This window comes from Actinosynnema sp. NPDC023658, assembly GCF_040639995.1.
Taxonomy (GTDB): domain Bacteria; phylum Actinomycetota; class Actinomycetes; order Mycobacteriales; family Pseudonocardiaceae; genus Actinosynnema.
Window position 1 is genome coordinate 1 of record NZ_JBFAAX010000080.1, and the last position, 19,248, is coordinate 19,248.

General features: G+C 72.5%; 21 protein-coding genes. 6 read left to right on the forward strand and 15 right to left on the reverse strand.

All coding sequences use genetic code 11. From position 1 onward, the window contains the following. Positions 1-88 precede the first annotated feature (88 nt). Positions 89-607: a SigE family RNA polymerase sigma factor gene (locus AB0G02_RS12590; protein WP_360793068.1), complete on the reverse strand. Its 519-nt coding sequence runs from the start codon at positions 605-607 to the stop codon at positions 89-91. A gap of 152 nt (positions 608-759) precedes the next feature. On the opposite strand from AB0G02_RS12590, the gene AB0G02_RS12595 reads away from it, so the two are divergent. Both AB0G02_RS12595 and AB0G02_RS12600 read left to right on the forward strand, forming a co-directional pair. Then, complete coding sequence (locus AB0G02_RS12595) at positions 760-1,779, forward strand: GntG family PLP-dependent aldolase (RefSeq protein ID WP_360793070.1); 1,020 nt, start codon at positions 760-762, stop codon at positions 1,777-1,779. Position 1,780: 1 nt separating this feature from the next. After that, on the forward strand, positions 1,781-2,362 hold the full coding sequence (locus AB0G02_RS12600; RefSeq protein ID WP_360793072.1) for an HAD family phosphatase: 582 nt from the start codon (positions 1,781-1,783) through the stop codon (positions 2,360-2,362). 12 nt (positions 2,363-2,374) lie between these two features. On the opposite strand, the gene AB0G02_RS12605 is transcribed toward AB0G02_RS12600, so the two are convergent. The 3 genes from AB0G02_RS12605 to AB0G02_RS12615 all read right to left on the reverse strand — a co-directional run bounded on the left by AB0G02_RS12605 (position 2,375) and on the right by AB0G02_RS12615 (position 4,569). Beyond that, the gene (locus tag AB0G02_RS12605) at positions 2,375-3,124 is read right to left on the reverse strand and encodes an ion channel (RefSeq protein ID WP_360793074.1); all 750 of its coding nucleotides are present in this window, start codon (positions 3,122-3,124) and stop codon (positions 2,375-2,377) included. 49 nt (positions 3,125-3,173) lie between these two features. Beyond that, the gene (locus tag AB0G02_RS12610) at positions 3,174-3,347 is read right to left on the reverse strand and encodes a hypothetical protein (RefSeq protein WP_360793076.1); all 174 of its coding nucleotides are present in this window, start codon (positions 3,345-3,347) and stop codon (positions 3,174-3,176) included. Positions 3,348-3,414: 67 nt separating this feature from the next. Next, entirely contained in the window at positions 3,415-4,569 is a 1,155-nt protein-coding gene (locus tag AB0G02_RS12615) for a pyridoxal phosphate-dependent aminotransferase (protein WP_360793078.1), read from the reverse strand. A 59-nt stretch (positions 4,570-4,628) separates the two neighbouring features. Between AB0G02_RS12615 and AB0G02_RS12620 the strand changes: the two genes are divergently transcribed. Further along, positions 4,629-5,009 carry a VOC family protein gene (locus AB0G02_RS12620; protein WP_360793080.1) on the forward strand — a complete coding sequence of 127 codons (381 nt, stop codon included), beginning with the start codon at positions 4,629-4,631 and terminating at the stop codon, positions 5,007-5,009. A gap of 510 nt (positions 5,010-5,519) precedes the next feature. Here the strand turns inward: AB0G02_RS12620 and AB0G02_RS12625 are convergent. The 11 genes from AB0G02_RS12625 to AB0G02_RS12675 form a co-directional block, all read right to left on the reverse strand. Continuing rightward, entirely contained in the window at positions 5,520-6,704 is a 1,185-nt protein-coding gene (locus tag AB0G02_RS12625) for a transglycosylase SLT domain-containing protein (protein ID WP_360793082.1), read from the reverse strand. Positions 6,705-6,708: 4 nt separating this feature from the next. Then, positions 6,709-7,014 carry a hypothetical protein gene (locus AB0G02_RS12630; RefSeq protein WP_360793084.1) on the reverse strand — a complete coding sequence of 102 codons (306 nt, stop codon included), beginning with the start codon at positions 7,012-7,014 and terminating at the stop codon, positions 6,709-6,711. A 38-nt stretch (positions 7,015-7,052) separates the two neighbouring features. Beyond that, entirely contained in the window at positions 7,053-7,583 is a 531-nt protein-coding gene (locus AB0G02_RS12635) for an ESX secretion-associated protein EspG (RefSeq protein ID WP_360793086.1), read from the reverse strand. A 122-nt stretch (positions 7,584-7,705) separates the two neighbouring features. After that, positions 7,706-8,473 carry an ESX secretion-associated protein EspG gene (locus AB0G02_RS12640; protein WP_360793088.1) on the reverse strand — a complete coding sequence of 256 codons (768 nt, stop codon included), beginning with the start codon at positions 8,471-8,473 and terminating at the stop codon, positions 7,706-7,708. Between the two features lies 1 nt (position 8,474). Beyond that, positions 8,475-9,734, reverse strand: a complete 1,260-nt coding sequence (locus tag AB0G02_RS12645) for a PPE domain-containing protein (protein WP_360793090.1) — start codon at positions 9,732-9,734, stop codon at positions 8,475-8,477. 10 nt (positions 9,735-9,744) lie between these two features. Further along, positions 9,745-10,344 (reverse strand): DUF3558 domain-containing protein, encoded by a 600-nt coding sequence (locus AB0G02_RS12650; RefSeq protein WP_360793092.1) that lies wholly within the window; start codon positions 10,342-10,344, stop codon positions 9,745-9,747. Next, entirely contained in the window at positions 10,334-10,786 is a 453-nt protein-coding gene (locus tag AB0G02_RS12655; protein WP_360793094.1) for a hypothetical protein, read from the reverse strand. The genes AB0G02_RS12650 and AB0G02_RS12655 overlap by 11 nt, the downstream gene beginning before the upstream one ends. Positions 10,787-10,934: 148 nt before the next feature. After that, positions 10,935-12,191, reverse strand: coding sequence for a phosphoribosylamine--glycine ligase (gene purD / locus AB0G02_RS12660; RefSeq protein WP_360793096.1), 1,257 nt, complete (start codon positions 12,189-12,191; stop codon positions 10,935-10,937). A gap of 28 nt (positions 12,192-12,219) precedes the next feature. After that, positions 12,220-13,215, reverse strand: a complete 996-nt coding sequence (locus AB0G02_RS12665; protein ID WP_360793098.1) for a TAXI family TRAP transporter solute-binding subunit — start codon at positions 13,213-13,215, stop codon at positions 12,220-12,222. Further along, the gene (locus AB0G02_RS12670) at positions 13,196-15,193 is read right to left on the reverse strand and encodes a TRAP transporter fused permease subunit (RefSeq protein ID WP_360793099.1); all 1,998 of its coding nucleotides are present in this window, start codon (positions 15,191-15,193) and stop codon (positions 13,196-13,198) included. The genes AB0G02_RS12665 and AB0G02_RS12670 overlap by 20 nt, the downstream gene beginning before the upstream one ends. Positions 15,194-15,290: 97 nt before the next feature. Then, on the reverse strand, positions 15,291-15,551 hold the full coding sequence (locus AB0G02_RS12675) for a UBP-type zinc finger domain-containing protein (RefSeq protein ID WP_360793101.1): 261 nt from the start codon (positions 15,549-15,551) through the stop codon (positions 15,291-15,293). Positions 15,552-15,579: 28 nt separating this feature from the next. On the opposite strand from AB0G02_RS12675, the gene AB0G02_RS12680 reads away from it, so the two are divergent. The 3 genes from AB0G02_RS12680 to AB0G02_RS12690 all read left to right on the forward strand — a co-directional run. After that, positions 15,580-17,133: a Na+/H+ antiporter gene (locus tag AB0G02_RS12680; protein WP_360793103.1), complete on the forward strand. Its 1,554-nt coding sequence runs from the start codon at positions 15,580-15,582 to the stop codon at positions 17,131-17,133. Between the two features lie 138 nt (positions 17,134-17,271). Next, positions 17,272-18,375 (forward strand): glycerophosphodiester phosphodiesterase, encoded by a 1,104-nt coding sequence (locus AB0G02_RS12685; protein WP_360793105.1) that lies wholly within the window; start codon positions 17,272-17,274, stop codon positions 18,373-18,375. A gap of 78 nt (positions 18,376-18,453) precedes the next feature. Next, on the forward strand, positions 18,454-19,248 hold a 795-nt coding region (locus tag AB0G02_RS12690), incomplete at its 3' end, for a hypothetical protein (RefSeq protein ID WP_360793107.1).

Sequence of the window (19,248 nt, forward strand, 5' to 3'; positions counted from 1 at the left end):
ACGTCGAAGGACGGCGGCGGGGCGCCGCGGGTCGCGTCGCGGAACAGCTCGGCGAGCTTCTGCTCGTCCACCTACCTCCCCCTCCCGCTCACGACGCCGGCCGCAAGTCGTCGATGGTGTCGCCCAGCGCCTCGCGCAGGGCCTCCAGGCCCCGCGAGGTCTGGCTCTTCACCGTGCCCTCGGAGCACCCCAGCGCCTCGGCCGCCGCCGCGACGTCCAGGCCCTCCAGGAACCTGAGCACGAGCACCGCCCGCTGCCGGGGCGGCACCCGCCGCAAGCCCGCGACCAGCGCCTCGCGCGTCGCCACCGAGTCCGCCACCTCGCCGTCGCCCGAGGGCGTCTCCGGGACCTGGTCCACGAAGCGCTCCCGCCGCCACGGCCGGCGCGACTCGTCGATCACCGCGCGCACCAGGGTCCGGCGGACGTAGGCGTCCAGGGCCTGCTTGTCCCGGACCTTGCGCCACCTGCGGTGCAACGCGACGAACGCGGTCTGCGCGAGGTCGTCCGCCCGGTGCCAGTCACCACAGAGCAGGAACGCCGTTCGGCGCACGGCCTCCCGGCGAGCCACGAAGTACTCCGCGAACTCCTGCTCGTCGCGCTGATCCACGCGGACTCTCTCCGCTCGTCGTGCTTGCACTTACCGGACGGAACCGGTGGCGTCCACGGTTGCACGCCGGTCGACCGAGACTTGCGTCACCCCCATCGTGGTACCGCCGACGCGATCGGGTCAGGGCTTGCCCGGTGTGATGTGATCCATTCGTGACCCAGCTCTCGCCACTCGACTTCCGCTCCGACACCGTCACCCGGCCCGACGAGGCCATGAGACTGGCCATGTCCGCCGCCGAGGTCGCCGACGACGTGCTCGACCACGACCCCACGATGCGTCACCTGGAAGAACGCGTCGCGGAGCTGCTGGGCGTCGAGGCGGCGTTGTGGGTGCCGTCGGGGTCGATGGGCAACCTGATCGCGTTGACCGTGCACCTGCGACCCGGCGACCGGTTCCTCGCGCCGCGCGGCGCGCACGTGCTGGACAACGAGCTCGGCACGGCGGCGTGGATCGCGGGCGGCATGCCGCACCCGATGGAGTGCGACGCGGGGCCGGGCCGGGTGTCGCCGGACGCCGTGCGCGCGGCGGCGGGCACCTCCGGGCCGTACTACACGCTGCGCACGTCCCTGTTGTGCCTGGAGAACACGCACAACGCGGCCGGTGGGGCCGTGACGCAGCCCGACGAGCACGCGCTGCTGGTGTCGGCGGCGAAGGAGACCGGCCTGCGGGTGCACCTGGACGGCGCGCGGCTGTGGAACGCGTCGGTGGCGTTGGGGCTGCCGCCCGCGGCCCTGACGGTCGGCGTCGACACGGTGCAGGTGTGCCTGTCGAAGGGCCTCGGCGCCCCGGTCGGGTCGGTGGTGGCCGGGTCGTCGTTGTTCGTGACCGAGGCGCGGCGGGTGCGCAAGATGCTCGGCGGCGGCGTGCGGCAGGGCGGCGTGCTGGCCGCCGCGGGCCTGGTCGGGCTGGGGCGCATCGACGACCTGGCGCGCGACCACGCCAACGCCCGCACGCTGGCGCGCGGGCTGGCGGAGCTGGGCTGGCAGGTGGACGAGCCGGAGACGAACATCGTGCTGGCCGGCGTGCCGGACCTGGAGGTCACGCTGACCGGGTTGCGGCACCTGGGCGTGTTCGCCGGGCCGATGGCGGGCAAGGTGCGGTTCGTGCTGCACCGCGACGTCGGCGCGGAGGACGTGGCCGAGGCGTTGAAGCGGATCGGGTCGGCGAGCTGACGTGCGCTGGGTGGTCTTCGACTACGGCCGGGTGATCAGCGAGCCGAACGGGGAGATGGCCGCCCTGGCGGCGCTGCTCGGGGTGCCGGTCGAGGCGTTCGCGGACGCGTACTGGGCCTCGCGGGACACCTACGACGCGGGTCGGCCCGACCTGGAGTACTGGCGGGCGGTCGGTGACGCGGTGGGCGTGCCGGTGGACGAGGAGCTGACCCGGCGGCTGACCGAGGTCGACGTGCGGGGGTGGCTGCGACCCGAGCCCGCGGCGGTGGAGCTGGTGGCGGAGCTGGCGTCGGCCGGGGTGCCGCTGGCGCTGCTGTCCAACGCGCCCGTGTCGCTCGCGCGGACCGCCGAGCGGCAGCCGTGGGCCGGGTACTTCCGGCACCTGGTGTTCTCCGGTGACGTCGGGGTGGCCAAGCCGGACCCGCGGATCTTCGCCGCGCTGGCGCGGCGGATCGGTGCGGAGCCGGGCGAGTGCGTGTTCTTCGACGACCGGCAGGAGAACGTGGACGGCGCGGTCGCGGCCGGGCTGACCGGCGTGCTCTGGCAGGGCCCCGCCCACGCCCGCGAGGTGCTGGCGTCGTAGCGGGCCGGGGTTTCAGCGCTTGCCGGAGCCCGCGGCGCGCAGTTCCTCGCGCAGCTCGGCCAGCTCCGCCCGGACCAGGCGCAGCTCGGCCGCCGTCGCCTGCTCGGCCTCGGCCACCGACTCCTCGACCCCGCTCAGCCGTTCGACCAGCCAGGAGGCGATCGTGCCGGTGATGACACCGAGCAGGGCGATCCCGCCGATCATCAGCAGCGCCGCGACCAGGCGGCCCTCCCACGTGACGGGGTAGCGGTCGCCGTAGCCGACGGTGGAGATCGTGGTGAGCGTCCACCACGTGGCGTCGCCGAACGTGGTGATGGTGGCGTCCGGGTGGTGGCGCTCGGCGTCCAGCACGGCCAGCGAGGAGCAGAGGCCGACCAGCACGGTGACGCCCGCGGCGTAGACGCCGACGCGTTGCCGGAACCGGCCGGCGAACCGCTTGTTGAGCACCTGCAGCACGGTGATCAGCCGCAGCACGCGCAGCTGGCGGACCATCGGCAGCACCACCGTGAACAGGTCGAACAGGTGGGTGACGATGAACCTGCGCTTGTCGACGGCGAGGCTGAGGCGGGCGGCGTAGTCCACCGCGAAGATCAGCCAGACCAGCCAGAGGACGACCTCCAGCACGGCGTGCACGCCGGGGGTCGAGCGGTCGTCGAGGACCTGCCAGGCGTAGGCCACCACGAAGAGGACCGCGAGGCCCGTGAGCGGCCACTCGGCGCGGCGCTCCCACTGGTCGAGGCGGCGTTCATCGGTCACGAGCACCGACCCATGGTGCGGGTCGGTGCGGCGTTTTACCAGCTCCCGGGAGTCCTCAGGGGCCCTTGATGCCCTTCGGGCGCTTGCCGCTCTTGATCGCGCCGTACGCGGCGGTGCCCAGGAACAGCACGCCGCCGATCACCGCGAGCCAGAAGACGCCCTTGATGACGGCGCCGAGCACGGTGAGCACCAGCCAGGCCGCGAGCAGCCACAGGATTATCCGGACCATGTCACCCGAACGACTGGCTTCCCGGTTCGGTTCCCCCACCAAGCCCCGACCGGGAGTACAACTGTCATCATGATGACGACAACCAACCACCCAAGCGCCGGACCGCCTCCTCGATGTCGTGGCCGGCCCCGGCGAAGGACATCCGAATGAACTCGTGCCCGTGCGCGGGGTCGAAGTCGATGCCCGGCACGATCGCGACCCCCGTGTCGTCCAGGAGGCGTCGGCAGAAGTCCATCGAGTCGTCGGTGAGGTGCGAGACGTCGGCGTAGGCGTAGAAGGCGCCGTCGGCGGGCGCCACCTTGTCGATGCCGAGGTCCGCCAGGCCCTTGAGCAGCACGTCCCGGTTGAGGCGGTACCCCTCGACCAGGCGGCCGGTCTGCGCGTACGACTCGGGCTCGAACGCCGCGACGGCCGCGTGCTGGGCCAGCGTGGGCGGGCAGAGCGTGAGGTTGCCCGTCAACCGGTCCACCGCCTGCCGCAGGTCGGGCGGCAGCAGCAGCCACCCCAACCGCCAGCCGGTCATGGCGAACGCCTTGGAGAAGGAGTTGACGACGATGGAGTCGCGGGAGGTCTCCCACGCGCAGGCGAGGGGCGTGCCGTAGCTGATGCCGTGGTAGATCTCGTCGCTGACCAGCCGCACGTCGTGCTCGGCGCACCAGGTCGCCAAGCCGGCCAGCTCCGGCGGGGACAGCACGGTGCCGGTCGGGTTCGCCGGGCTGGCCACCACAAGCCCGTCGAGCGGCCCGGCCTCGTCCAGCATGGCCACCGTGGGCTGGAACCGGGTCTCCGGTCCGCAGGCCAGCTCGACCACCTCGCACCCGAGGGCCTTGAGGATGTTGCGGTAGGCGGGGTAGCCGGGCCGGGCGAGGGCGACGCGGTCGCCCGCCTCGAAGGCGGCGAGGAAGGCGAGCAGGAAGCCGCCGGACGAGCCGGTGGTCACCACGACGTCGTCCGCGGAGACGTCGAGCCCGTACTGCCGGTGGTAGTGGCCCGCCAGGGCTTCCCGCAGCTCCACGATGCCGAGCTGCTCGGTGTAGCCGAGCGTCTGCTCGCGCAGGGCTCGGTGGGCCGCCTCCAGCACGGGTGTCGGGGCCTGGCTGGACGGCTGCCCGGCTGCCAGCGACACGACGTCGCCCAGGAGCCGTTGCCGCCGAGCGGCGGCGGACAGCACCTCCATGACGTGGAAAGGAGGCACATCTGCACGACTGGAAACACCCACCATGCCGGTGAGGCTAATCGAGCCGTCGAAAGGATCCGCAGGTCACCACTACTGTCGACGCCATGCACCGGAGCCGTGTCTATGCGTTGCTGATCGACACGCCGCAGGCGGAGGCCGGCGAGGCGGCGGCCTTCTGGTCGGCCGCGCTGGGCGCCACCGCCCGGCCGGTCCCGAGCGAGGAGCAGTTCACCTCCCTGCACGGCGCGCTGCCGAACCTCGTGGCAGCCGTGCAGTCGGTGGACGACGAACCCCGGTTCCACCTGGACATCGAGACCGACGACGTCCACGCCGAGACCGCGCGCCTGCTGGCGCTGGGCGCGACCCAGGTGGCGCAGTGGCTGGAGTGCCGGGTGCTGCGCGCGCCGGGCGGCCACCTGCTGTGCGTGCTGCCGGTGCACAGCGACCAAGCCCTGTTCGACGCCGAGGCGAACACCTGGCCCTGACCCCGAGCCCGACGAACACCCACCTCTGACCGCCGACCCCGAACCCACCCAACCGCCGGCGCTGCCGCCCGACCGGGCCCGGCAGCCGCTCAACGTCAGCGACCACCCGACCCGGCAGTCGCCGGACCCCAGCGGTCCCCGCCCCACCCTGCAGTCCCCGGACCGCCAGCGGTGCCGCCCGACCCAGTCGCCGGATCTCGGCGGTGCCCGCCCACCCAGCAGTCCTCGGACCGCCGCGGTGCCGCCCGACCCGACAGCCGCCGACTCGGGTGGCCGCTCGACCCCCGGCGACGGGCCGACCTCGACGGGATGCCCGACCGGATCGCCGCCCGACCGGATCGCCGCCCGACCTGGCAGCCGCCCGACTCTGGCGGTGCCGCCCGACCCGGCAGTCACCGGACTCCGATGGCCGCTCGACCCCGGCGGAACGCCTGGTCCCGGCGGGACGCTCGACCCCGGCGGGCGTCTGGCCTCGGCGGAACGCCTGGTCCCCGCGGAATGCCTGGCCCGCTAGTAGCCCTGGTAGCCGCCGCCGCCCGCCATCGACTTCAGACCCGGGTGGCCTTCGAAGCCGCCGTAGCGGGAGAAGGTGTAGCGGACGCCGGCGATGATGTTGTCGACCGGGTTCCAGATGTCGTCGTGGCCGGGCAGCTTGTGCGCCTGGAAGGTCGGGTCGATGCACTGCATCAACCCCTTCGACGGCGTGCCCTTGGCGGCGTTGGAGTCCCAGTCGTTGATCGCGTGCGGGTTGCCGCCGGACTCCTTCTCGATGATCGTCCAGATCTCGTCGATGTTGTCCTCGGTGACCGGGATGCCGGCGGCCTGGAGGATCTTGATCGCCTCGCGGATCCACTCCTCGACGTTGCCGGGCGGCGGGCCGCTCGACGGCGGACCGCCGCTGGGACCGAGGCCGCCCATGCCGCCTCCACCACCACCACCACCACCGGAGTCCGAACCGGACCCACCACCGGAGCCACCGCCCGACCCGCCCCCGGAACCAGAGCCGGAACCAGAGCCGGAGCCGGCCCCACTGGTGGGCTGCGACGAGGCGGACGACGTCGTGGTCTCCGAGGCCGGCTCGGGCGCGGGGGTCCACTCGATCGTCTTGCCCGGCGCGGGCGTGAAGGGCTGCGTGTCGGGGTCCGCCATGGTGCTGAACGCGGGCGTGATCGACCCCGCCCGGCCCTGCAGCGCACCGAGCGCGGCGCTCAACGCCTGTTCGGCCTGCTCGACCACCGGCTGCGCGTCGCCCGCCGCCTCCTGGCACATGCCGCGGATGGCCGAGTCGACGTCCTCCTGCGGCATGCCGTGGGCCTGCCGGCGGAGCTGGCGCACCCGGCTGAGCAGGTTCTCGCAAATGCGCTCGACCGACGTCTTCGCCGTTTCCAACGCCGTCGCCGCGGACTCCAGATCACCGGCCGCGGCGGTCAACGCGTCGGTCAGCGAATTGCCGCTCTTGGTGAATCCGTCCATGTAGGCGACGAATCCGTCGGCCGAACCGCCCTGCCACGCGCCGTCGAGCTGCGCGACCGACTGCCGGACCGCGGCACCGCTTTCACCGGCCTTCGTGGCGGCCTGCTTCCACCGGTTCGCGATCTCCTTCACGGCGTCCGGCTGCGCGGTGTCGACCTTGTCCGCCAACTGCGCCAACGCCTGCCCGCCGGGCAGCGCGGCGACCTCGTCCGTGGCTCCCATCAGCTCACACCACCCGGAAGGAGTCCGCGTTGGCGGTCTCCACGTCGACCACGGACTGCTGCACGGCGTCGATCGCGCGTTCCACCTTGCCCAGCACCGACTCCGCCGCGGCGAACTCGGCGCCCGCCTTCGCGTCGAGTTCCGACGCCGCCGCGGAAAGCCCGCCCGAACTCGCCAGTTTGCCGAAGATGTCCGGATCGGCGTAAAGGCCGGAGAACCCGTCGCCCACCGCCCCGAATTGCCCCGCCTGCGTGCTCACCGTGCTCCGGCACTGCTCCATCGCCTCGGCATTGAACTTCGCGACCGCCATTACCCGACTGTAGAGCGGGACGAGCGTGCGCACCGCCGTTATCCACGGAATTCGTCCAACAGACCGATGATCCCCTCGCGCAGCACGTCGGGGTCCGTCGGGCCGTGGAAGTCGACCACGTCCGCCGCCCGTCTGCGCCGCCCGCTCCCGTCGACCGCGGCCGCGCCGAACTGGCCGCGCAGGTCCGGTCCGCCGACCCGGCCGTCCGGGAGTTCCGGCAGCAGCGCGACCAGCGCGGTGGCGAGGTCGACGTCCAGCTCCCGCACGGTGATCAGGTCCCGCGTCAGCACGGCCAGGACCGTGCCGGTGCCGGTGGACGCGGCCAGCGCGCGCACCGCGGAGCTGCCGATGCCCAGCCGCAGGTCCGCCGAGCGCGGCGGGTAGGCGATGAGCTTGAACGCCGCACCGAGCCAGGGGTCCAGCTCACCACCGCGGGCCAGGCCCTGTGCGGTGAGGTCGCTCCACGGCGCGGGATCGTCCTGGACGTGCAGGACGATCGGCATCGCGCCGAGGTCGAGGTGTTCCCAGGCGGCGCGGAACGCGCTCGCGCTGAGGATCGCTGTGGTCACCTGACGTCACTCCCGGATGACGGCGGGCATTGCTCCGGCCCCCCAGGCCCGCACCGGAACTGACGCCGCCGGGGACGCACGGGTTCCGTCCGGTCACAACTGGTCGGACCCGATCGCGGAAGTCAGACCTCCTGGAGCAGCTCCCACACGCACCCGGCGAGGCGGGCGTTGTCGATCGGCGTGATCGTGCTCCAGTTGCGGCCGTCCGAGCTGGGCCGGACCTGGTGCAGGTAGCGGCCGGACGGGGTGTCGTGCCACGCGACCACGCGGCCGGCGCGCACCGGTGGCCCGGCGGGCTGGGCGCGTTCCGCCCCGAACTGGCCGCGGGTGCCCATGCCGTCGCACATGCCGGCCAGCTCCTGCGCCTCGTGCAGCGCCAGGCCGCGCCGCTCCAGGGCGAGCACCAGCTTCTCCGCGTCCCTCCCGGCCTCGTCGGACGCCGCGCGCAGCACGTCGTTCGGCAGGCTGATGGACCGCCCGTACCCGGCGGGCATGTCACCGGCGACCGACACCGCCGCCTCGGCCAGCGCACTGGCCCGCGACTCGATCAGCCACACCTCGTCGCCGTCGACCACGGCGAGGACGGCCTCGTCACCGGACGCCGCCGCAAGACCCTTGATCTTGCGGCGGTCGACCCAGATCCACAGGTCGATCGACACCTGCGGGTTGGCCAGCAGCGCGAACGCGTCGGCCAGCTCGGGCGTCAACCGACGGTTCACGGCCAGTCCGCGCTCGGCGAGCGAGCCCCAGGCCTGGTCCACGAACACGGCCCGTTCGGTGTGCGTGATGCCCGGGCTCGGCACGTCCAGCGCGACGTTGCGGCGGGTCAGTCGCTCCCCTTCCCACGCCACGTCGAACTCCAGCGTGGACAGGACAACCGTGCCGCTCACGTCACTGCTTCTCGGGCTCGTCGTCGCCGATGACCGACTGCACGACCATCCGCTCGTCACCGAACACGTCGTCGGAGTCGACGCCGTACTTGCGGACGTGCTCGCCGTCCTCCTCGCCGGGGCCGCCCTTGGCGCTCGCCGCGGGCTGCAACATCGAGGAACCCGACCCGGCCTTGCCGCCGGCGCCGGCCGCACCGCGGGCGGGCATGCGCTCGTCCGGTTCGATGGCGCCGATCGTCGCGGAGACGCCGGGCTTGCCGGTCAGCGCGCCACCCTTGCCACCGGTGCCCTTGCCGCCGGCGGAACCCTCGGGCAGCTTGCCGCCGCCGGGCAGCGCCGGGGACGCACCGCGCACCACGCGCCCGCCGCGGGCCTGCGTCGCCGCGATGCCCAACCCGAGCCCGCCGGCCAACCCGAGGCCGAGGCCCAGCCCGAAGTTCGACCCGCCGCCGGTCCGGCCCAACGCGACCGGCGGGATGACCGTCGGCCCACCAGGAGTGGTGGGCAGCAGGCCGGTGGAACCACCGGGCAGCCGGCCGGGCAGTTGACCACCGGGCAGCTGACCGGGCAGCTGCGGCGGCAGGCCGGTCGAGCCACCCGGGACGTGGGCGGAGCCGCCACCGGGCACGCTACCGGGGATCGACGGCGTGACGCCACCGGGCTGGCCCACCGACGCGACCGGCGTGCCGACGGAGGACGCCGTGGTGACGTCGAACTGCGGGGGCTTGTTCATGCCCTGGTACTGGTTGAGCGCGTCGCGACTGGCCTCGGTGTACTGGTCGAGCCCGCGGATGGTCTGCTCCCGCGCCGCCTGGGTCGCCTTGACCTCCTTGGCGTGGTCGGTCTCGTACCCGAAGAACCCACCGACGTCGTCGACGAGGTTGGTGTCCGTGTCGCCGCGCAACTGCTGCGGCTCGGGCATGTTGTTGCGCGTCTGGCTGTAGGTCGCACCCTGGACGGCCGTGGCCTGGGAGTTCTGCTGGCCCGCCTGGTCCGCCTCCGAGGCGTAGTCCGCCATGACGGTGGTCTTCCGGTTCGCCTGCTCGCCCGCGGCGCCCTGCCAGTCGATGCCCAGCTTCTTCAGCTCGCTGCGCAGGGTCTCGTCCACCTCGGTGAGGCTGGCGGACAACTCGCGCAGGGCGTGCGAGGCGTCGCTGAACTTCTGCGAGGCGTCGCCCTCTTGGAACTGCTGGACGAGGGCGGCCAGCGCGTGGTTGTCGTATCCCTCGAACCGGAAGTCGGTGATCTCTCGGTACCCCATGGCTTCCCCCTCACACCAGAGTAGGCAAGGTGACGAGCGCCAGCTCAGCCGCCTTCTTCGCGTTCTGACACATCTTGTCCTGCGGGTAGTCGTCCGCGAGCGGGTTGAAGTCCACCAGCAGCTGCTGCCCGTCCGCGACGTCCACCGCGATCGAGCACATGACGTTGTCGGTCCCGGAGAGCACCACCTGAGCGGCCGGGTAGCCGCTCACCTCGGTCCGCTCGACGTCGACGTTGCCGTTGCCCTGCCAGTGGTCGATGCCCTTGCTGGTCACCAGGCCGACGCCGTAGCCGAACCTCGGGGTCCCGTTGCTCGAGTAGTCGCACAGGGGGAACTTCCCGAGGCCGCTCAGGTCGTTCTCCTGGAGGTCGGGTTCCGACACCGACAACTGCTTCATCTGGTCGGTCGTCAACACCTGGCACGGGTCCAGGCCGTCGAGCTTGATCTCCTTCGGCCGGGACGAGTTCGAGCTCGTCGGCGGCTCGGGAGCGCTCGACGTCGACCCACCGCCGGTCGGCCGCGCGTCACCCGGCTCCTCGGCGGTGCAGCCGAGGAGGACGAGACTCGCGGCGACGGCGCACACCAGGCCGCCCCGGAACCTACTGCGCACCGGCTGCTCCGAAGGCCGAGGTGACCTCGTCCTCGGTGAACCCGTACTGGGTGGCGACCGCCCTGAGCTGGACCACCAGCTCGTCGAGGCTGTCCACGTACTGCTTGACCCGGCCGGCGTAGGTGTCCTCGCCGCCGACCAGCCGGGAGTTCCAGGCCTCGGCGATGCTCTGGTTGACCGGGTCCGAGCCTGCGGGCAGGTCGACCTGGAGGTTCCGCTCACTGCGCCGCAGGCTCTTCGCGAGCGATTCGGCCTGATCACTGATGATCTTGCCGGCCTGCAGCACGGTGTCCTTGCTGACCTGGAACTTCTGGCCGGAGCCCGGAGCGGCGGCGATCGTGTCGCCCAGCCGCTTCTCCGCCGCGAACATCTCGCCGACCGCTCTGCCGACGGCTCCCCCCGCGGCGGCGACGGCTCCCAGTAGGCCGTTCTCCTGTTCCACGACGTCCTACCCCCGTACGGTCGGTAACGGATTGAACCCGGTTCGAGGCTACCAACGACCGCGTGTGCCGGGTCTGAGGTTGGACGAAGAAACGCCCCAGCCGGTTCCAGCGGGTCGGGAGCGGTCGACGCCGGGGGTGGTCCGCCGGTCAGGGGACGGTGACGTCGCCCTCCGCCGCGCGCAGCGCGATGTCGGTGCGGTGGTGCGAGCCGGTCAGGTGGACGCCCTCCAGGCGGCGGTACGTGTCGGTCCTCGCGTCGGCCAGGGTCTTGCCCGTGCCGACGACCGACAGGACCCGGCCGCCGGTGGAGACCACGGCGCCGTCCTCGCGGCGGCGGGTGCCCGCGTGCAGCACGCCGTCGGCCTCGGCGCCGGTGATGACGTCACCGGTGCGGGGACGGCCGGGGTAGCCCTCGGCGGCGATGACGACGGTCACGGCGTAGCCGTCGGCCCAGTCCAGGGCGGGCGCGGAGGCCAGGGCGCCGGTGGCGGCGGCGTGGAACAGGGCGGCCAGCGGGGTGCGCAGCAGCGCCAGGACGGCCTGGGTCTCCGGGTCGCCGAACCGGCAGTTGAACTCGATGACCTGTGGCCCGATGGACGTCAGGGCCAGGCCCGCGTACAGCAGGCCGGTGAACGGCGTGTCGCGCCGCGCCAGCTCGTCGACGACCGGCTGGACGCAGGTCGACACGATCGTGTCCACCAGGTCGGGCGGCGCCCAGGGGAGCGGGGAGTACGCGCCCATGCCGCCGGTGTTGGGGCCGGAGTCGCCGTCACCGACGCGCTTGAAGTCCTGCGCGGGCAGCAGCGGCACCACGGTGGCGCCGTCGACCAGGCAGAACAGCGACACCTCGGGTCCGTCGAGGAACGACTCCAGCAGCACCGGGTGGCCGTGGTCGAGCAACGTCATGGCGTGCGCGCGGGCCACGGCGAGGTCGGAGGTGACGACCACGCCCTTGCCGGCGGCCAGGCCGTCGTCCTTCACGACCCACCGCGGGCCGAACCGGGCCAGCGCCGAGTCGAGCCGGGCCGGGTTGTCGACGATCTCCGACACGGCCGTCGGCACGCCCGCGGCGGACATGACGTCCTTCGCGAACGCCTTGGAGCCCTCGATCCTGGCCGCCGCGGCCGAGGGGCCGAAGCAGGGGATCCCGAGGGCGCGCACGGCGTCCGCCGCACCCGCCACCAGGGGCTGCTCCGGCCCGACCACGACCAGGTCGGCGTTCCACTCCTCGGCCAGCGCCGCGACGGCACCACCGTCGGTGACGTCGACCCCGTAGGTCTCCGCCACCCCGGCGATGCCGGCGTTGCCCGGCGCGCACGCCAGCGCGATCACCGAGGGGTCCCGCGACAAGGCGAGGACTAGGGCATGTTCACGGGCGCCAGACCCGATGACCAGGACACGCACGGTGCGGAAGCCTAGATGACCCCGCCGGTCATCCGCCCAGTGCGTCCAGCGAGCCGGGGTGCAGCGGCACCGGGTCGGTCATCTTCGCCTTGTCCTCCGCGATGTCCTTGGCCGCCGGGTGCACGGCCTCCAGGTCCGCCTTCTTGGCGTAGATGAGCTTGGTCACGGCGCACGCGTCACCCTTGGGGAAGTCCTCGCGCACGAGCAGCACGTTCGGCACGGCCACGGTCGGCACGTCGGCCGGCTGCCCGTAGGTGGCGGCCGGGATGACGCCCCGGTCGTACACCTCGTTGACCTTCTTCAACGCGTCGAGCTGAGGCGTGATGTCGAGGAACTTCACCTGCCCCTTCAACGACGTGGTGATGTCGGTGATCTGCGCGGTGGGCAGGCCGCCGGACCAGACCAGGCCGTCGATGCTGCCGTCCTTCATCCCGTCCGCGGTCTTGGCCAGGTCGAGCCGCTGGGCCTGCACGTCGGTCTCGGGGTTCAGCCCGGCCGCGGTGAGCAGCCGCTGGGCGATCACCTCGGTGCCCGACTTCGGCGACCCGGTGGAGATCCGCTTGCCGCGCATGTCCGCGACGGAGTCGATCCCGGAGTCGGTCCGGACCAGCACCTGCGTGTAGTTCGGGTAGAGCCGGGTCAGCGCCTGGACGTGCTGCGGCTTGCCGTCGAACGCGCCCTTGCCCGCGACCGCGTCCGCCGCCGTGTCGGCCAGCGAGAACGCCATGTCGTAGTCGCCCGCGGCGAGCTGCTGGATGTTCTGCACCGACGCGCCGGTCTCGGCGGCGGTGGCCTTGAGCTTGGTGTTGTCGCTGATCAGCTTCGCCAGCCCGCCGCCGATGACGTAGTACACGCCGCCGGAGTTGCCGGTCGCGATGGTGATCCGCCCGTCCGCCGCCTCGCAGGCGGCACCGCCCGCGTCGCCGTCCGGCGCCGCGTCGGGGGTCCGCTTCCCGCCGCACCCGGCGGCGACGAGACCGATCGCGAGCACCCCCGTGGCGACCTTAAGCGTCCAGCTGCGCATGCTGTTCCCCTCCCGAGCGGGCCTTCCGGCGTAGGACGACGTGCACCGCCACCGCGGCCAGCAGGAACCCCAGGCCGACGGCGATGGTGACGGGTTGCAGGTAGAGCAGGGCCACGGCGGCGGGCGCGCACAGCAGGCGCTCCGGCCACCGGGCCGGGCCGAACAGCCAGCCGCCGGTGAGCACGGCCAGCGCGGCCACCCCCAGCGCGGAGGCGGCGAACGCCCAGAGCCCGTCGAGGAACGACGTGCGCAGCAGCAGCCCCGCGCCGTTGTCGGTCAGCACGAACGCCAGCGGCACGAGGAACGCGGGCAGCGTGTACTTCCACGTCCGCCACATCGTCTTCATGACGTCGCCGCCGGTGATCGCGGCGGCGGCGACGGCGGCCAGCGCGGTCGGCGGCGTCACCTCGGACAGCACGGCGTAGTAGAAGATGAACATGGCCGCTTCCTCGTGCGCCACGCCCAGTTCGAACAGCGCGGGCCCGATGACGACCCACGAGATGATGAACGACGCGGTCACCGGCACGGCCAGGCCGAGCAGGCTCACCGCGAACGCCGCCAGCACCACCGTGACGAACAGCACGACCGCCGGGTTCGACGAGATCGCGGCGGCGATGTCCACCAGCACCGACGCCAGCTCCAGGCCGAGCCCGGTCTTGGTGATGGTGGACGTGATCACGCCCGCCGCCGCGCACACCGCGATCACCGGCAGCGCCGACCGCACGCCGCTCGACAGCGAGTCCGCCATGGCCCGCAGCCACTCGCGCACGTCACCGCGCTTGGCGACCAGCGCGAACAGCGCCGCCACACCGGTCGCGTAGACCACGGCGGAGAACACCGGGATGTCCAGCGCGAGGAACACCACGATCACCGCGAGCGACAGGAAGTGGTACCCGCCGCGCTTGAGCAGCGCCCACGGGCTCGGTGAGTCGATCTCCACCGGCTTCGCGCCGAACTTGCGCGCGTCGATCTCCACGGCCAGCGCGATGCCCAGGTAGTAGAGCAGGGTCGGCAGGATCGCCCAGATCAGCACCTGGAGGTACGAGGTCTCGAGGTACTCCGCGATGATGAACGCCGCCGCGCCCAGGGTCGGCGGCGACAGGATCGCCCCGATGCCGGACGCGGCCAGCAGCCCGCCCGCGTTCTCCTTGGGGTAGCCCGCCTTCTTCAGCATCGGCCACGTCACCGCGCCCAGCGAGACGGTCGTCGCGGTGCCCGAGCCGGACACGGTGCCGAGCAGGAACCCGGCGGTGGCGGCGGTGCGCCCGGGCGCGGTGCGGGACTTGCGGAACGCGGCGAAGCTGATGTCCACGAAGAACGTCCCGGCGCCGGAGGCGTTGAGCACCGACCCGTAGATCGTGAACAGCACGATGTACGTGGCGGCGACGTCCAGCGGCGTGCCGTAGAACCCGGTGGCGTCGTTGTAGAAGCCGTTGATGATCTGCGGGAAGTCCACGCCGGCGTGCGAGATCCTCCAGGACTGCGGCAGGTACCCGCCGTAGTAGGCGAACGCGATGAACGCGACGCAGACGATCGGCAGCACCCAGCCGGTCGTCCGCCGGCACGCCTCCAGGACCAGCAGCAGCAGCACGGACCCGGCGACGACGTCCAGGGTGGTCAGCTGCCCCTGGCGGTCGAGGAACGCGTCGAACCCGCCGAACAACGGGTACGCGCCCACGACCAGCGCCAGGGCCGCCGCCACCCAGTCCACGACGCCGGGGTCGTCGGCCTCGCCGCGCCTGCCGCGCGGCCGGTAGCAGAGGAAGACCAGCGGCAGCGTGACCGCCAGGAAGATCACCAGGTAGTACTGGCCGCCCTTGCTGAACGGCCAGAACACCTGCTTGAGCACGAGCAGCGCGATGGCGAGGGCCGCCACCCGCACGCCCAGCTCCCACCGCCGTGACAAGGCGCGCGACGGGCGCTCCTCGTCGTGCTCGGCGATCAGTTCATCCACTTCGACCTGCGGCTTCGTCGGCACGCGCACCCCTTCGCGTCGCGCTGGATCGAGCGCTTCCGAAGCTACTTGTGTCGCGGGTCACAGCCATAGGCCGACCGTCTAAAGGGACTGTAAAGCCTCAGACGATGGCGGAGTCCACGTAGCACCAGCGCCAGTCCTCGCCCGGTTCGAACGACCGCATCACGGGGTGTTCCGAGGCGTGGAAGTGCGCGGTCGCGTGCCGGCGGGGGCTGGAGTCGCAGCACGCGACGTGGCCGCAGGACAGGCAGATCCGCAGGTGGGCCCAGTTGTACTCGTCGTTGGCGAGGCAGTCGGCGCAGCCTTCGGGGTTGTCCGGCGCGACCGACTGCGGGAGCTCTGAGACGTGAGGACAGGTCATACCCGCCATCATCACGCAAGATTGCGACATGCACGGACCGGAACTGCTCCTGTTGCTCGTCGGCGCGCTGCTCGTGTCGGCGGTCGCCAAGCGCCTCAACTGGTCGGCCCCGCTGGTGCTGGTGGGCGTCGGGTTGGCGGTGTCGTTCATCCCCGGCCTGCCCGAGTTCGCCCTGGAGCCGGAGCTGATCCTGGTCCTGGTGCTGCCGCCGCTGCTGTACTCGGCCGCGCTGGACAGCTCGTACCACAACATCCGGGCGAACCTCAGGCCGATCGGGCTGCTCGCGGTGGGTCTGGTGCTGGCGACCACGATCGGCGTCGGCTGGGTCGCCCACCTGGTGCTGCCCCAGCTGTCGCTGCCCGCGGCGCTGGTGCTGGGCGCGGTGGTGGCGCCGCCGGACGCGGTGGCGGCTGTCGCGATCGGACGGCGGCTCAACCTGCCGCGCCGGACGATGACGCTGCTCACCGGCGAGAGCCTGATCAACGACGCCACCGCGCTGACGGTGTACAAGGTGGCCGTCGCGGCGGCCGGCGGGGTGGCCGCGACCTGGGTCGACGGCACCCGCACGTTCCTGATCAGCGCGGGTGGCGGGGTGATCGTCGGGTTGGCCATCGGCTGGGGCGTGCGCTGGGTGCGCGACCGGCTCGACGACGGTGTGCTGGAGAGCGCGCTCGGCATGCTGGTGCCGTTCGGCGCGTACATCTTCGCCGAGGAGCTGCACGCCTCCGGTGTGCTCGCGGTCGTCATCGCGGGGCTCTACATCGGCCACAACGCGCCGCGCAGCTCGTACTACACGCGCCTGCAGGACACGGCGGTGTGGCGGTCGGTGGACACGCTGCTGGAGTCGTTCGTGTTCGCGTTGATCGGCTTGCAGCTGAACACCGTGGTGCACGACGTCGACATCACCTCCGGGCTGGTGTGGGCGGCGGCGGCCGTGCTCGTGGCGACGATCGCGGTGCGGTTCCTGTGGATGTACCCGGCGGCCTACCTGCCCCGGCTGTCGAAGCGGGTCCGCCAACGCGAGCGCGCGCCGGGGTGGCGCGGGGTGACCGTGCTGTCGTGGGCCGGGATGCGGGGCGTGGTGTCGCTGGCCGCGGCGAGCGCGCTGCCGCTGCACCTGCCCGGCCGGGAGATGATCGTGTTCTGCGCGTTCGTGGTCACCGTGGGCACGCTGCTCGTCCAGGGCCTGACGCTGCCGTTCGTGATCCGCAAGCTGGCGTTCCGCGGCGACGAGGAGCGCACCGACGCGTTGGCCGAGGCGCAGGTGCAGCACGCCGCCGCGCAGGCGGCCGTGCGCAGGCTGGACGAGCTGGTCGGCGGCGACGCCGAGGGGACGCCGGAGCACGTCGTGGACCGGCTCCGGATCATGGCCGAGCACCGGGGCAACGCGGCGTGGGAGCGGCTGGGCAGGCAGGAGGACGAGAGCCCGGCCGCGTCGTACCGGCGGCTGCGGCGCACGATGCTGGAGGCCGAGCGGCAGGTGTTCGTCCAGGCCCGCGACGAGGGCCAGATCGACGACGAGGTGCTGTTCCGGGTGCTGCGCGAACTCGACCTGGAGGAAGCGGCCATATCCAGGGAGTGACGACGACCGAACCCACCACCACGCGTTCACCGTGACGTGGTCGGCACTTCGCCCTACCGTGACCGGGACGTCGCGGTGCGCGACGAGGCTGCCGCGCGTCGGGAATCTCTGTCCAGGGATCCTTATGGGAGGTCGACGATGGTGCGGACGAGGATCGTCGGGGTGGCGCTCGCGGCGCTCGCGGTGGCGGGCGCGGTGGTGCTGCCCGGGGCGTCGGCGAGCGGCGAGGCGGAGGTGGCGTCGTCCCGCAGGGGCCCGCTGGTGATCGGCCACCGGGGCGCGTCGGGCTACCGGCCCGAGCACACCCTGGCGTCGTACGAGCTGGCCGCGCGGATGGGCGCCGACTACGTCGAGCCCGACCTGGTCGTCACCAAGGACGGCCGGCTGGTCGCGCGGCACGAGAACGAGATCGGCGGCACCACGGACGTGTCGGCGCGGCCGGAGTTCGCCGCGCGCAGGACCACCAAGGTCGTCGACGGCACGTCGATCACCGGCTGGTTCACCGAGGACTTCACCCTGGCCGAGCTGAAGACCCTGCGGGCGAAGGAGCGCATCCCGGCGATCCGGCCGCGCAACACCCTCTACGACGGCCGGTTCGAGGTGCCGACGTTCGAGGAGGTCATCGACCTGTCCCGGCGGTTGAGCCGCGAGCTCGGGCGCGACATCGGCCTGTACCCGGAGACCAAGCACCCGACGTACTTCCAGGACATCGGCCTGCCGCTGGAGCCGCGCCTGGTCGACGCGCTGAACCGGGCCGGCCTGAACCGGCACGGCGCCAAGGTCTACGTGCAGTCGTTCGAGGTGGCGAACCTCAAGCAGCTCAAGGCGCAGCTGCGCGTGCCGCTGGTGCAGCTGGTCGACGCGTCGGGTGCGCCGTACGACTTCGTCAAGGCCGGCGACAAGCGCACCTACCGCGACCTCGTCACGCCGGACGGCCTGCGCGAGGTCCGCACCTACGCGTCGGGCGTGGGCGTGGCGAAGGACCTGATCATCCCGCGTGACGCGGCCGGTTCCCTGCGCGAGCCGACCACCCTGGTGCGCGACGCGCACACGCGCGGCCTGGTCGTGCACTCCTGGACGTTCCGCAACGAGAACACGTTCCTGCCCGCGGACTTCCGCAGCTCCACCGACCCGGCCGCGTACGGCAACGCCTTCGGCGAGTACGCGAAGTTCTACGCGACCGGTCTGGACGGCGTGTTCGCGGACAACCCGGACACCGCCGTGGAAGCGCGCAAGGGCTGAGCCCCGAACGGCTGATGGCCACACCCCCGCTCGATCCGACAGGGTGGCACCGGGTCGGGTCGGGCGAGGGGGTCGGTCGTGGAACTGGACCAGGTGCGGGATCTCTTCGCCGCGGTGGACGACGTGTCGTCGGTGGCGGAGCGGGTCAAGGACAAAGCCGCGGCCCGGGGCCTCCGCGACGTGGCCGGGACCCTGTACGGGCTGATCGGGCCGGTGCCCGCCGCCGTGGCCGCCAAGCTGCTGGACCTGGGTCGGGGCGAGGTCGGCAAGCTCTCCGACCGCGGCGTGCTGGTGGCGGACGGGCGGGCGGTCGACCCGCGCGGGCTGCACGACGTGTTCAAGGTCGCCCGGGACCTGCGCGCGCAGCGCCGACACCTCGACGTCATCCGGTGGTGGTTGGAGGACCGGGCGCTGCTCGACGACGAGGGCCTGCGGCAGGGCCTCGCGGCACCCGGCGACGACGTGCTCGCGCCGCACGCGCGGGAGCAGGTCGAGGGGCTCGACCGGCGGAGCCGCGCGAAGGTCGAGGCGTGGCTGGACAAGCTCCGCCGGCAGGGCGTGCGGGCGACCGACTACCGCGTCACCGGCACCTCGCAGCAGCTCTGCGTCGCGGTGGTGGACTCGCTCCGCGTGGTCGTCCTGGCGCTGCCCAGGCCCAAGCGCACCGTCGTGCTGCTCGTCCAGCCGAAGGCCGACACCCACGACTACGTGCACCTGCTCGGCGGACCGCACCGAAGACCGGGCGCACGACGCCCCCGCCCGGTGGCGACGGCAGGCAGGTCGGCTGGACGTCCGCGCTGGAAGCGCTGGCCGAGCGCGCCGGCGCACTGGTCGCAGGGCGCTGACCGCGCGGGCACGCGGGTCGGCCGCGTG